The organism is Peribacillus sp. NJ11 (assembly GCF_030348405.1).
In the GTDB taxonomy this organism is placed as follows: Bacteria; Bacillota; Bacilli; order Bacillales; family DSM-1321; genus Peribacillus.
The window spans coordinates 1,468,589-1,482,858 of the sequence record NZ_JAUCFO010000001.1 but is presented as its reverse complement, the minus strand read 5'-3'; the positions used below and the strand labels follow the sequence as shown (position 1 = coordinate 1,482,858).

The 14,270-nt window shown below is 41.1% G+C and carries 11 protein-coding genes; 4 read left to right on the top strand and 7 right to left on the bottom strand.

Features of this window, described 5'->3' with window-relative positions; all coding sequences use genetic code 11:
- The first annotated feature begins 275 nt into the window (after positions 1 to 275).
- Positions 276 to 2,468 (top strand): MMPL family transporter, encoded by a 2,193-nt coding sequence (locus tag QUF86_RS07245; protein ID WP_289336192.1) that lies wholly within the window; start codon positions 276 to 278, stop codon positions 2,466 to 2,468.
- A gap of 196 nt (positions 2,469 to 2,664) precedes the next feature.
- A complete protein-coding gene (locus QUF86_RS07240) occupies positions 2,665 to 3,198 on the top strand; it encodes a YceI family protein (protein ID WP_289314405.1) in 534 nt (177 codons plus the stop codon).
- Positions 3,199 to 3,269: 71 nt separating this feature from the next.
- On the opposite strand, the gene QUF86_RS07235 is transcribed toward QUF86_RS07240, so the two are convergent.
- Together QUF86_RS07235 and QUF86_RS07230 are read right to left on the bottom strand one after the other, a co-directional pair.
- Positions 3,270 to 4,325, bottom strand: a complete 1,056-nt coding sequence (locus QUF86_RS07235) for a FecCD family ABC transporter permease (RefSeq protein ID WP_289333929.1) — start codon at positions 4,323 to 4,325, stop codon at positions 3,270 to 3,272.
- Positions 4,322 to 5,326 (bottom strand): FecCD family ABC transporter permease, encoded by a 1,005-nt coding sequence (locus tag QUF86_RS07230; RefSeq protein WP_289314403.1) that lies wholly within the window; start codon positions 5,324 to 5,326, stop codon positions 4,322 to 4,324. The genes QUF86_RS07235 and QUF86_RS07230 overlap by 4 nt, the downstream gene beginning before the upstream one ends.
- 189 nt (positions 5,327 to 5,515) lie before the next feature.
- On the opposite strand from QUF86_RS07230, the gene QUF86_RS07225 reads away from it, so the two are divergent.
- Both QUF86_RS07225 and QUF86_RS07220 read left to right on the top strand, forming a co-directional pair.
- Positions 5,516 to 6,505 (top strand): ABC transporter substrate-binding protein, encoded by a 990-nt coding sequence (locus tag QUF86_RS07225; RefSeq protein ID WP_289333928.1) that lies wholly within the window; start codon positions 5,516 to 5,518, stop codon positions 6,503 to 6,505.
- A gap of 444 nt (positions 6,506 to 6,949) precedes the next feature.
- The gene (locus QUF86_RS07220; protein WP_289333927.1) at positions 6,950 to 7,939 is read left to right on the top strand and encodes an ABC transporter substrate-binding protein; all 990 of its coding nucleotides are present in this window, start codon (positions 6,950 to 6,952) and stop codon (positions 7,937 to 7,939) included.
- 168 nt (positions 7,940 to 8,107) lie between these two features.
- On the opposite strand, the gene QUF86_RS07215 is transcribed toward QUF86_RS07220, so the two are convergent.
- From QUF86_RS07215 to ftsE, 5 genes are all read right to left on the bottom strand, one after another.
- Complete coding sequence (locus QUF86_RS07215; RefSeq protein ID WP_289333926.1) at positions 8,108 to 9,301, bottom strand: PDZ domain-containing protein; 1,194 nt, start codon at positions 9,299 to 9,301, stop codon at positions 8,108 to 8,110.
- A gap of 214 nt (positions 9,302 to 9,515) precedes the next feature.
- Positions 9,516 to 10,940: a S41 family peptidase gene (locus tag QUF86_RS07210; RefSeq protein ID WP_289333925.1), complete on the bottom strand. Its 1,425-nt coding sequence runs from the start codon at positions 10,938 to 10,940 to the stop codon at positions 9,516 to 9,518.
- A gap of 141 nt (positions 10,941 to 11,081) precedes the next feature.
- Entirely contained in the window at positions 11,082 to 12,473 is a 1,392-nt protein-coding gene (locus QUF86_RS07205; RefSeq protein ID WP_289333924.1) for a murein hydrolase activator EnvC family protein, read from the bottom strand.
- Positions 12,474 to 12,572: 99 nt separating this feature from the next.
- Positions 12,573 to 13,466 carry a permease-like cell division protein FtsX gene (ftsX, locus tag QUF86_RS07200; RefSeq protein WP_289314397.1) on the bottom strand — a complete coding sequence of 298 codons (894 nt, stop codon included), beginning with the start codon at positions 13,464 to 13,466 and terminating at the stop codon, positions 12,573 to 12,575.
- Positions 13,456 to 14,142, bottom strand: a complete 687-nt coding sequence (gene ftsE, locus QUF86_RS07195; RefSeq protein WP_289333923.1) for a cell division ATP-binding protein FtsE — start codon at positions 14,140 to 14,142, stop codon at positions 13,456 to 13,458. Before ftsE ends, ftsX begins: the two co-directional genes overlap by 11 nt.
- Between the last annotated feature and the right edge of the window lie 128 nt (positions 14,143 to 14,270).

Below are 14,270 nucleotides of genomic sequence, written 5' to 3'. Positions count from 1 at the left end.
GTGTCCTTCCCGCGATCATCGAATGACCCGCACCGATTCAACAACGGTTAACATTACAGCAAGCTCCTATGGATTGAAAAGAAATCTTCGTCTGTTCTAAACTCATAAAATGATAAGAAAGCCTTGAATGGCAATCATCCATTCAAGGCTTTTTAGAGGGAGCATACCCATTTTTGTATAAGTCAACAGCACTTCATTATAATGAAATAAGGATAAAAAATTCAAAAAGCGAGGTGCCTTAATTGGGCGAATCAATAATAGGAAGACTTGGCAGGATGATGACAGGAAAAACCAGTCGTTGGGTTGTCATTGCTTTATGGATAATTACAGCAATTCTCTTAACCTTCACATTGCCTGCCGTAAATGATCGAACAACAAATAATGCCGCTGACTTGCCTGAAGACTCAGCTTCCGTCGTGGCTGATGAACTTATTAAAAAAGAATTCCCGAAATCTTCTGGATTACCTGCCCTGCTTACATGGCATCGGGAAGGTGGACTGACAGAAGCCGACTTGGCTGAAATCCAGTACCTTTCCAAAGAACTGACAGATAACCCACTGTCCCAGCAATCTTTTCTACCACCGCTACATGAAATTCCGTTGCCTGCTCTGCAAGGATCGGTTTCGGAAGATGGAACGACTTTCGTACAGCCGCTTTTCTTTAAAGAAAAGACCGAAACTGCCATTCTGGGAAAAAATCTTGAAAGCATTAATGAAACAGTATCCGAACGCATTGGATCGGACCCATTCAAGGTACCAACAGATTCAGGTGAATTATCCCTTCGAGTGACAGGCCCTGTAGGGATATCCGTCGATGCAACGGGATTATTTTCAGGTGCGGATTTCAAATTGCTATTAGCAACCGTAATTCTTGTACTTGTTGTCTTATTACTCATTTACCGCTCCCCGCTTTTAGCCATCATTCCTTTAATCGGAGTAGGCTTCGCCTATATTGTCACAAGCCCGATCCTTGGATTCATGGCAGACCATGGTTGGATTACAGTCGATTCACAGGCCATTTCAATCATGACCGTATTATTATTCGGTGCCGGAACGGATTATTGTCTATTTTTAATTTCTCACTACAGAAGTGAATTAAGGAATCATGAAAGTAAACGGAAAGCCATGATTGCCGCATTTAAAGATTCATCAGGTGCCATTGCAATGAGCGGCCTTACGATTGTCATTTCCCTGCTAACATTGCTTGTAGCCAAATACGGAGCCTATCACCGTTTCGCTGTACCATTCAGCTTGTCCATCTTAATCATGATGCTGGCAGCTTTAACACTTGTACCGGCATTGCTTTCTGTATTCGGGAGGGCTTCCTTCTTCCCAATCGTTCCGCGTACACCAGAAATGGAAGAAGCACGGGCCAAGAAAAAGGGAAAAGAAGTCAAAAAGCATAAAGAATCAGGTCGTATCGGTAATTGGATTGGTAATATCGTCACAACCAAGCCATGGACCGTCATTCTTACATGCCTGATCATCTTCAGTGTTTTAGCTGGATATTCTTCGCAAATAAAATATTCATATGATATTCTCTCTTCTTTCCCTGAAGATATGAACTCACGTGAAGGCTATTCCGTCATTTCCGACTCGTATTCACCAGGCGAACTGGCACCAGCCACAGTGGTTGTCGATACGGATGGTGAAGATATTGATTTAGCGTCAGCATTAAAAGGGATGAATATCGTTGAAAGTGTTGCTGATCCCGTCACAAGTAAATCTAATATAGATCTGCAGTCCTATGAAGTCACATTCAACATAAACCCATACGATATTGAGGCCATTGATTCAATTCCAGAAATCCGCACCATAGCAAAGAAAGAATTGAAGGCCGCCAATATCTCTTCTGTTGATGAAAAGGTTTGGATTGGCGGGCAAACAGCGACACAATTTGATAAAAGGGATACCGTAAAAGCCGATGAATTCAAGATCATCCCGATCATCATCATCCTGATTTCATTGCTCCTTTTAGCCTACTTGCGATCTGTGACAGCCATGGTGTATTTAATGGGAACTGTCATTCTCTCTTTCTTTGCAGCTATGGGCTTAGGTTGGATAATCTTGCACTATTTCATGGGTGTGGATGCCATAGAGGGGACAATTCCGCTTTATTCATTCGTATTCCTGGTTGCACTTGGAGAAGATTATAACATTTTCATGGTTTCAAGCATTTGGCGTAAGAAAAAAACGATGCCAATCAAGCAGGCCATTAGAAAAGGCGTTGCCGAAACTAGCGGTGTCATCACTTCAGCCGGCATAATCTTGGCAGCCACTTTTTCCGTTCTTGCCACACCTCCGATTCAAGTATTGGTTCAATTCGGGCTCATTACTGCTCTAGGTGTGTTAATGGACACATTCATCGTGCGCCCGTTCCTGGTCCCGGCAATCACCTCCCTCCTTGGCCGCCATGCCTTTTGGCCGAGTAAGGTGACTAATCAAAAAGAGAAAGAACATGCCAATTAATAAAGAAAGTTAGCTTTTACCCTTCTTAAAAAGAAAAACCCTGTGCTCCTTAAATGCACAGGGTTTTTACACGTTTTCTAAAATAAGGAAAACTTTCAGTTGACACTTCTACTTTCACCTCTTATAATTACATTAAGTTCAGATATCTCAAATTAAAGATATATACGTTCGAGATTAATAATCAGGAGGAATAACCATGACAAATACAAAGTGGACAGTCGACCCAACTCACAGTGCTATTGAATTTTCTGTAAAACATATGATGATCGCCAAAGTAAAAGGAAGCTTTAATAAGTTCGAGGCAAACATTTCAGCAGACCCACTGGACCTAACAACTGCAGATATTGATTTTACCGTAGATGTGGCCAGTATAGACACACGGAATGCAGACCGGGATAACCACTTGCGTTCCGCTGATTTTTTTGATGTAGAAAAAAATCCTACATTAACATTCACATCAACAAAAATCGTGAAAACGAATGAAGATGAATACGATGTAACAGGTAATGTAACTCTAAACGGAATCACACAAGAAGAAACTTTCGCCATCACCTTCGAAGGCCAAGGAAAAGATCCATGGGGAAATGAAAAAGCGGGATTTAGTGGAAAAGGGAAAGTTAAACGCAGTGATTATGGTCTGACCTATAACGCAGCATTAGAAACAGGCGGCGTACTAATCGGCGATCAAATCACTCTTACCATCGAAATCGAAGTTGCTAAAGTAGCTTAATGAATAAGAAAGAAGCAGCCATCTCCAGGATGGCTGCTTTTTTCTTATTCAAAGTATTCATTTTATCGGAATTACGAATTCCTCGTTTTATAAAGTAAGTAAATGAAGTATGGTGCCCCGATACTCGCTGTAAAGACACCAGCAGGTATTTCCAAAGGTGAGAATAAGGTCCGTCCAATCAAATCCGCTACCATAACAAGGATGCCGCCAAGCAAAGCTGAAGTAGGCAACAACACCCCAAAACTCGAACCAACCAGCCTTCTAGCCATATGAGGTGCCATTAGTCCCACAAAGCCAATTCCTCCAGCAAAAGCGGTAGAACCACCAATCAATGCCGTACTGATCATCAATAATGTAAACCGCTGTTTTTGGACATGTCCTCCAAGCCCCGTTGCAAGGTCATCGCCTAACTCCTGTAAATTAATATTCCTGGCATATAGAAAGGCAAGTAAAAGGAATAGAATCGTCCATGGAGCCAGCACCGCGATATTACTCCAGGTGGAGTTGGATACTGAACCCGTGATCCAAAGGTTTGCCTGGCTCGCTTGAAAGACTGGCCCAAGAATCATCATCATCGTAGTGAGTGCCTTCATTAAAGCCATCACCCCAATCCCGATCAACACAAGCCTTATCGGGGGAACTCCATTTTTCCAGGCCAAGGAATAAACAAGTAAGGCCACGACTGTCGCCCCAATGAATGCAGCTAACGGCAGCCAATTGATGCTCACTGTTAAAGAATGATTCTTATCGCTAAAAATGGCCAAGAATCCAACGACCGCTACAGTCGCTCCTCCTGTTATCCCTAAGATATCCGGCGAAGCAAGTGGATTTCGAATCATCCCTTGAAGGATTCCTCCAGCTACAGCAAGGCCCATTCCTACCAACAGGGCAACAATTATTCTAGGCAGGCGGAAAGATTGGATAATAAGCCGATCGCTATCCGTCCCCCCTCCGATAAAGACCTGGAGGACACTTAGCGGATTTATATTCATTTCACCCACTCCAGTACTGATAACAAACACTAGTGAAGTGACTAAAAATAATATGGAAATCACGATCATAGCTTTTTTATCCATCAAGAATGATATTTTTTCATTAAACAAACGAAAGCTCTTATATGACTTCATCGACCGCTGAACCCCTTTCTAGCTATATAAATAAAGAATGGGGTCCCGATTATGGCTGTCATGACTCCAACCGGTATTTCTCGAGGCATCAGGATATACCTGGATATGACATCGGCTGCAATCAAAAGCACCGCCCCGAAAAGTCCAGAGAAGGGAATCAACCAGCGATGATCGATGCCAACTATAGAACGGGTAAGATGCGGAACGACGATTCCTATAAAGCCAATCGGACCCGCAACCGCTACTGATCCGCCAGCGAGCAGGATGATTGCCAGCCCCATAACCAGTTTAAGGAATACTATATTCAGTCCAAGACCTTTTGCAACATCTTCACCCATGGATAACACATTCATTTTACCGGACATGATCCAGGCAAGGCCCCAACCTACGACAAGATAAGGCAGGACGGCAACTAAATTGTCTAGACTTCTACCGGAAACGGACCCGGCAAGCCAGAATAGGACTTGCTCTAAAAGAGCCTCATTAGAAACAAGAAGACCTTGTGTAAGTGAAGCTACCATGGCCGTCATGGCTGCACCAGCCAATGTCAGCTTCATCGGTGTCAAGCCCCCACTTCCCATGCTTCCAATCATATATATGCTTATCGCGGCTATGGCCGCCCCTATGAATGACAGCCATGTGAATACTTGAAGATTGCTTATCCCAAAAACGGTGACCCCAGTGACAACCGCCAATCCCGCGCCTGCGTTGACACCGAATATATCTGGAGAAGCGAGTGGATTTTTAGTTAGCGTTTGCATTAACACCCCTGAGATGGCCAAACTTGCACCAATTGCCGATGCGATCAGGGCTCGTGGCAGTCTGACTGATTGAATGACAATGTGTTCATTCGTCCCATTGAAATGGGTAAAAGCATCAATGGCCATTTGCCATGTTGTATTTGTATATCCGTATACTATGCTTGAGCACATTAAAAACAGCAGCAAAATAATGGTAATGAACAGCCCCATCCATTTCTGCCATGAATTTTTTAATAACATATCCAGTTACCTTTCCAATCACGTTTGTATATCTTATTTAATTCAATTGTACTGGCGATAACAGGATTATGTCAATGAATTTGAGAATCATTTTCAATTATATATTGACAGAAAAGTATATTCATTTTATGATGATGCTGTTAAGTGCGAATGATTATCATTTGCCGGAAAATTGGGAGGGATACATAGATGTTTAGATTTAAGTCATTATTAACGATTTTTACAATATTTGCAGTCTTCCTTCTAGCAGCTTGCGGGAATTCGGATGAGAAAGCCGAAGGAAAGAAAGCTGAAGGAAAGAAAGAGGAAAAAAGCTACACAATTGAGCATGCCATGGGCACTGCTGAATTGAAAGAAACGCCTAAAAGAGTGGTCGTTCTGACAAATGAAGGTACTGAGGCATTACTTGCTTTAGGAATCAAACCTGTTGGTGCCGTTCAATCATGGCTTGGCGACCCTTGGTACGACCATATTAAAGATGATATGGATGGAGTCGAAGTTGTTGGTGTAGAACATGAAGTTAACTTAGAGAAAATCGCATCACTGAAGCCTGACTTGATTATTGGAAGCAAGATTCGCCAAGAGGCTGTTTATGATAAATTAAATGCAATCGCCCCTACCGTATTATCTGAAACGCTAAGAGGAGATTGGAAAGAAAACTTTAAACTATATTCAAAAGCCTTGAACCTTGAAGAAAAAGGAAACGACGTAATTGCAGAATTCGATAAACACACTGAAGATCTTAAAGCTAAATTGGGTGATAAGGTAAATCAAGAAGTTTCCGTTGTTCGTTTCATGGCTGGAACTACTCGTATTTATTACACAGACTCATTCTCTGGAGTAATTTTCGATCAATTAGGATTTAAACGTGCAGAACAACAAAAGGAATTGTTCACTGCAGATAATAAATTAGGTAACCTTGCCATCGAGGTAGGAAAAGAAGTCATCCCGAAAATGGATGGAGATCTTCTCTTTTACTTCACCTACGCTCCTGAAGGCGACAAACAAGCTCTAAGCACAGCAAAAGAATGGACAAATGATCCACTTTGGAAAAACCTTGATGCAGTCAAAAATGGAAATGCTCATGAAGTTAGCGACGCAACATGGAATACAGCTGGTGGAGTATTAGCAGCTAATAAAATGCTGGAAGATATAGAAAAGATCATGCTTGAAAAGTAATATTTTAAAAAAAGGCCTTTCTCGATATATTCGAGAAAGGCCTTTTCATTTTTTCAAATTCATTTCAATTGAGGTTTTGTCTTCATCGAAATAAAAGTATTATTGAAATTATTATTAGCCTACATGAAATCGTCTCGGCAACTATTTCCTTCTATATCGATCACATCAAGAATAATAGGTCCGAAAAAAATTTTTAGCATGGAATTACGACGCTATTCCAAGTGATTATGAAAAATCACAATTACCCTGCTTGTCCACTTTCTTTCAATTGATCGTCAACAAACAGTATGCCTAATTCGTAATGCTCGCCGTCCAATTTGTATATGCCAATGTTTTTGAGAATCATTTTCAATTATATATTGACATAAAAGTATATTCATTTTATGATGATGCTGGTAAGTGCGAATGATTATCATTTGCTCTAAATTAGGAGGAATACATAAGATGTTTAAGATTAGATCACTTTTTACTATTATTTCTTTATTTGCAGCCTTCCTACTAGCAGCTTGCGGAAGTTCGAATGATCAAGCAGAGGGAAACAAGGTTGATGACAAAAAAGAAGATACAAGCTATACAATTGATCATGCAATGGGAACCACAAAATTAGAAAAACAGCCTGAAAGAGTCGTCGTTCTTACAAATGAAGGTACAGAAGCATTACTAGCTTTAGGAGTAAAACCAGTTGGAGCTGCTCAATCTTGGACTGGAGATCCTTGGTACGATCATATTAAAGAGGATATGGATGGCGTTGAAGTTGTTGGTGTTGAGCATGAGGTAAACTTAGAGAAAATTGCAGCATTAAAACCTGATTTAATTATCGGTACTAAAATTCGCCAGGAAGCCGTATATGACAAATTAAGTGCCATTGCTCCTACTGTTTTTTCAGAAACACTTAATGCAGATTGGAAAGGAAACTTTAAATTATATGCAAAAGCATTAAACCTTGAAGAAAAAGGTAACGATGTAATTGCTGAATTCGATGCCCACACAGAAGATGTAAAAACTAAACTGGGCGATAAGGTAAATCAAGAAGTTTCTGTGGTTCGTTTTATGGCTGGAACAACACGTATTTATTACACAGATACATTCTCTGGAGCAATTTTGGATCAATTAGGATTTAAACGTGCAGAGCAGCAGAAAGAACTATTTACTGCAGATAATAAACTTGGAAACTTTGCTATTGAGGTAGGAAAAGAAGTTATACCTAAAATGGATGGAGATATTATTTTCTACTTCACATACGCACCTGAAGGTGACAAACAAGCCCTAAGTACAGCAAAAGAAATGACAAATGATCCTCTTTGGAAAAACCTAGATGCAGTGAAAAAAGGAAATGCATATGAGGTTAATGACGCATTTTGGAATACGGCTGGCGGTGTTATTGCAGCTAACAAAATGCTAGATGATATAGAAAAAATAATGCTTGAAAAGTAATATTCATAATAAGAAACGGCCTTTCTCGATATATAAATCGAGAAAGGCCGTTTCTTTTTTTCAAATTCATTTCAATGAGGTTTTGTCTCTTCATCGAAATAAAAGTATCTTTAAATATTATTAGTCTGGAATTAAGACGCTATTCCAAGTGATTATGAAAAATCACAATTACCCTGCTTGTCCACTTTCTTTCAATTGATCGTCAACGAACAAGATGCCCAATTCGTAATGCTCCCCGTCAAAAAGAGCTCTTTGCACAAAACGAATCTGTTCATTATTATCGATGACCTCAAGCTTGCAATGCGCCCGGTTTATTTGGAGAGCCCTGTATAACTCTTCTTCTTCCCTGACGACGACACCATTTATTTTCGAAATGACCTCGCCTTTAAGCAACCCCATTTTATCCGCCGGAGATTGAGGGATAACGCCTAAGATCTGGACACCAAGCTTACTTTTCGAAAAATAAAAAGGAAGCTTTTCATCCAATGCCTTTTGGGAATAATGAAGGAATTCACGGCCCAAGATTGCTAAAACGGCCGTTATGATTGCCAATGGGGGGTACCAGTAACCACCCACTGCCAAGGCAGTAATCACAAATCCCAATGCCCCTACCTTTTTGCCTTGCGCCCTTATGGCCTGTTCCGGGAGCGTCCCATGAACTTTTTGCTTGAAGCCGATTAAAATGGGAAGTAAGATTGGCGACAGGTATGTGTCCCCGATCGAAAAAACCGGATACCATTCGAAGGGAACTGGAAGTTGTCCTCCCGGAATCATGACGAACATTGGAATTAGCCAGATACGTTGTGAAACATACACACCAATCGGCTGCCCCCTCTTGGATACCTCCAACTGAGGGGAGACCTTTTTGCTTCCATTGCCAACAATCAAAAACCCTTCAGCAATCAGTAATAACCCTATTAAAATAACAAGTGTCGGATACACGGACCGATCAAGCTGATTAAAAACATCCTGAAATACCGTCAGCTTGATATCTCTATCATATAGAAAAAAAAGGATGAAGAAGGTGAGTCCCACTGTATAAACGGGGGAAACAAACCGCTTTTTCATAGATAGCATGGACAAGATCGTAACCCCAGCCATGATGAACAGTGCCGCCAAAGGAATGGTGAATCCCGAAGCCAACGTGAGGACAGAAAAGATCAATCCCCATATCAATCCTTGAGGTAACATGGAACGTAGCTCCATGGAAACTCTGTAGATCTTCGTATTAAAATCATGTCGTTCCCGTTTAACTCGAAGATAGCCGATGAATAAACAATAGGCAATCGAAACATAAAGCAAAGGATGAAGGAAGAGTTTTCCTAATCCCATTAAGCATGCTATCAGCCAATCCGTTGTCAATTTCTTTCCACCATCCTCTAAAAGTAATCGATATTTTGTCAAATTTCGTTCTGGTCAGTTACCTCCTATTCTATCAAAAATGTAACCTCCATGCCTATTAAGATGCAGAAAAAATAGCTTTACCTTATGTTTTCCCTATACTGCCTTCATGTTTGCAGACAGGCGTTGATCCAACGCAAAAAAGGCACCGCTCCAAGGGAACGGCGCAATACAGTTATTTAACTAAATAATTCAAAGCCGTCCGCAACTGAATATCATTATCTTCATCCTGGATCTTGTCCAGAATGGCGGATTCCAGATGTGCTGCGGTTTTTGCGTCCAGCTTACCTGTCACTTTCAGGCCAAATTGTTTTTGGAATGCTTTTACGGCGATTTCTGTACTCCAATCATAATATCCATCCTCACGACCAGGTTCAAATCCAAGTCCTTTCAGAATGCTTTGGGCATACTGGATTTGTTCATCATTCATATCCCGCTTCAAGACATTCTCAACAGCGAGCTGATGGGCATCAAAGTAATCGGGCTGTTTTACTTTGATGGTCGGTTCGATCCCTTTTTTATGGATCCAGTTCCCTGAAGGCGTCAGCCACTTATATAACGTAAGTTTAATCTTACTGCCATCACCCATTGGTACTGCTTGCTGTACTGTGCCTTTCCCGAAGGTCTTCTCGCCGACCAATGGATAGCCTCCCGCCTCTTGCATCGCGCCAGCCAGGATTTCGGAGGCCGAAGCGCTGCCTTTATCCGTCAAGACGGCAATTGGATAACTTTTCGCTTTCTTAAGACTTGTAAAAAACGATTGTGTTTCTCCCGTTCTTTCTGCTATTTGCAAATAGGGCTTTTCTTTTGTGATAAACTCGCCAAGAATCGTTTCCACACTAGAAAGAAGGCCACCTGGGTTGCCGCGTACATCTATGACCAAGCCTCCGATCCCCCTCTTTTCCAGCTCCTTCATCTGCTTTTTGAAATCATTCGCAGTATTTTCCGAGAAAGTGGTCAGCTCGATGTAACCGATTTGTTCCCCGGCGACTTCCTTAATTGATGAAAATACGGTATCCAATGGAATTTCGGCACGCACCATATTGAATTCAAGTGGGTTGGAAACCCCCGCCCGCTTGATTTCCATTTTGACGGGTGACCCTTTTTCACCACGGATTTTCAGGCGTGTTTCATACAGATCCAAACCTTCTACACTTTCACCATTCACCTTAAGGATTTGATCTTTCGGCTTTAATCCAGCTTTCTCAGCAGGAGAATCTTTGTAAGGAGATACGATTATGACCTTACCATCTTCCATACCAATTTCAGTACCTATCCCTTCAAAAGAGGAGTCCAAGGTTTCATTGAATTGCTTAGCGGTCTCCTTGTCCATATATACGGAATAAGGATCTTTCAACGCCGACAGCATGCCCTGGATGGCACCCTCCACCAGGTTGGAGCCGTCCACCTGTTCTACATACTGACTTACGATCAAACCGTAAGCTTGTTCCACTTTTGCCCATTCCTTATCCTTCAATATTGTTTGGCTTTCATACTTTGCTTCATTCTTATCCGGGAGGCTTGTCCAATATATGCCCCCCACTGCTCCAATGGCTAGTGACATGATGATTGCTAGAGGAAGTACCCATTTTTTGACCATATTTATCCCCATTTCTGACCTGATATGTATTTCACTATATGAGGGGATTGGAAAGAATATGCTTGAAGAAAATGGCGACACCACACAAAAAAACAGACCAGGAATTTTCCTGGTCTGTTTTTTTGTTGATATATTGGGGTATTAATTAGGTATATAGTTTAATGGATTAACAGCATTTGACTTGCTATAATTCCATGCACCTTTATGTAGTTCAAAGTGTAAATGCTGACCGTATGAATGTCCTGTGTTACCCATGATGCCAATTTGTTGACCTTTGGCAACAACAGAACCTTCGCCTGCTTGTCTAGAACTTAAATGTGCATACACAGTAGTCCATTGCTGACCGCCGATTGAATGGGTAACAAAGATGACGTTACCGTATGTACTTGAGAAGTAAGAACGGCTTACGACTCCGTCGGCTGCTGCTACAACAGGAACCGTTCCACTTGCAGCAATATCGATGCCGGCATGCTGTTTATTCCAACGTTCACCCATTGTTGAAGATACATATCCTGCACTTGGTCTAGTGAAAGTACCTGATGATACAGCTGGCGCTTGACTTACATTAGACGAAACTTGTGAAGATGATGGTGCTGATGATGAACTGTTGCTTTTTGCACTAGATCCTGAAGAAGTGGATTGTTTTTTTGTTTCGGAAGCTTGTGAAGCTGCTTGTGCTGCAGCTTGTGCCGCTTCTTGCTCTGCACGTTTTTTCGCTTCGGCTGCCGCTTTTTTACGAGCTGCTTCCAATTCGGCAAGACGCTGATGCTCTAAGTTGATGGCTGATTTGATAGCTTTTTCTTGAGCAGCAAGATTCGCTTTTTCTTCCTCTAGGCCCATCTTCTCATGTTCATGCTTTTCAGTTTGTTGCTTTAATTTCTTAACCAATGCATCCTTTTCTTGCTTCTGCTGTTTTTGTTGCTTTTGAATTTCCAAAAGTTCAGCTTTTGCCACTTCTAAACTGGCAAGCTTCGCTTCAACGGCATTTTGTTTTTCTTCCAGTTCCTTTTTATCCAGCTCATGCTGCTTTAAAATATCACGGTCGGCTTCTGCAATTGTCGCTACAGCTCCAACACGGTCAACTAAATCTCCAAAACTGGATGATCCGAATAATACTTCAAGGTAGTTCACGTCCCCACCAGTCTCCTGGAAAGAAAGTGCCCTTTCCTTCAATACTTCATTACGTTTGGCGATCCGCTCTTTTAATACTTTAATCTCTTCTTTCAATGCCTCGATTTCTTTTTTCGTTTGTGTAATTTCAGCATTTTTAGCATCGATTTTTTTTGTTGACTCTGCAATTTTCGCTTCAATGGCCGCTATTTGTTCTTCTGCTGTCATTTGCTTATCCTGCAGGTTATCGATTTTCTTCTCCGTGTCTGAAATATTCGATTCAACACCAGAGCGTTTTTCCTGAATGGATTCTTTCTGTTTTTCTAAATCCGAAATCGACTCTGCATAAACCGATGGTGCCGCTAAAATGCTTCCCAACCCAATCATGATGGAGGCATTCATAGCAATGATATTTTTTTTCAACGTTTCATTTCCCCTTTCAATCCCGTTACATCCAGTGCCTTGTAACATCTCTCTATTTGTATCCGGCTTCTTTTGGCATTCAAGTGTAAAGTTACATTTTTATACTTTCAAGAACTTCCTGACGGACATCAAGCTACCCCATATCCCGATAACGGCGCCAATTACAATGAGGATGGCCGAAACTTGATAAATAAACGGATTCGCAGGCAGAAAATCTATGAATTTGAACGTAATCTGTGGTGCTGCATATTTATAAAGATTGTAGTAGAGTACAGCTATCAGACCTATGGGAACGATGGAACCGAGGATTCCCAACCAGAGTCCCTCCAAGAAGAATGGCCAACGGATGAATGTATTCGTTGCTCCTACCAATCTCATGATCTCAATTTCTTTTCTTCTGGCTACAATGGTAATTTTAATCGTATTAGAAATCAGGAACATTGCAGTAAATAGTAAACCAACAATAAGAACGATTCCTATGTTTCTCGCAATATTCACGAAGCTGAACAGTTTCTCGACGTAGCCTTGTCCATATTTAACACTTTGGATATACTCAAAGCCTTCGATTTCCTTTGCCACCTTGATGACATCTTGCGGTGATTTCGTTTTGATGATATAAACGTCCCTTAATGGGTTGTCCTGTTCAAATGGTTTAAAAGCATCACCATTATCGCCTAAATCATCTATTAAATTCGTAAGCTCTTCATCTTTTGGAGAGAAGACCACTGATTCAATGCCGTTCATCTCCGTAATTTGCTTACCGATAGCTTTTATATCGTCATCATTCGCTGCATTATCAATATGTGCACGAACTTCGACATCTTTCTCCACATTTCCCGCGATATGATTTAAATTCATCATGAGCACTAAAAAGACGCCAACCAATGTTAGAGTGACCGTTACTGCACTGACTGAAGCAAACGTCATCCATCCATTACGGCCAATATTTTTAAAACTTTCACGGAAGTGACGGAGCAATGTTCTAAATTTCATATCCGTAATCACCTCTATGTTCATCGCGAACTATTTTTCCACTTTCAATGGCAATGACACGTCGTTTGATATTGTTGACGATGTCCCTATTATGAGTGGCCATGACAAGTGTAGTTCCGCGTTTATTAATTTCTTCAAATATGTTCATGATTTCCCATGATGTTTCAGGATCAAGATTCCCTGTAGGCTCGTCGGCAATGACCACCTTGGGATTATTTACGATCGAACGGGCTATCGCAACCCTTTGCTGTTCCCCACCAGATAATTCGGAAGGCAGCATTCTAGCTTTATGTTTAATGCCAACCAGATCAAGAACTTCCATGACTCTCTTTTTGATTTCTTCTGGTTCCTTTTCGATAACTTCCATGGCAAATGCTACATTTTCATAAACAGTGAATGTTTGAAGGAGTTTAAAATCTTGGAATACCATACCGATATTACGGCGGAATAGAGGAACTTTCGAATTGCGGATACTTGGAAGGCTAAGGCCATTGACCAAAATATTACCGCTTGTAGGCTTTTCTTCCCTATACATCATTTTGATGAAAGTCGATTTTCCGGCACCACTGGGACCCACTACATAAACGAACTCGCCTGGCTTTATTTTCACATTGATTCCATTAATGGCAATTACGCCATTTGGATATGTCTTTTTCACATCTATCATTTCTATCATTCTAAAACCACCTAATTTGCTTGTATTATCATTATGTACTACAGCTTTTTCGACAATTTTCAATTAAATCTGACAGGAATCTTTCTTACTTAAGCACAGAAACATTATAACATCATATTTTGTCAAAT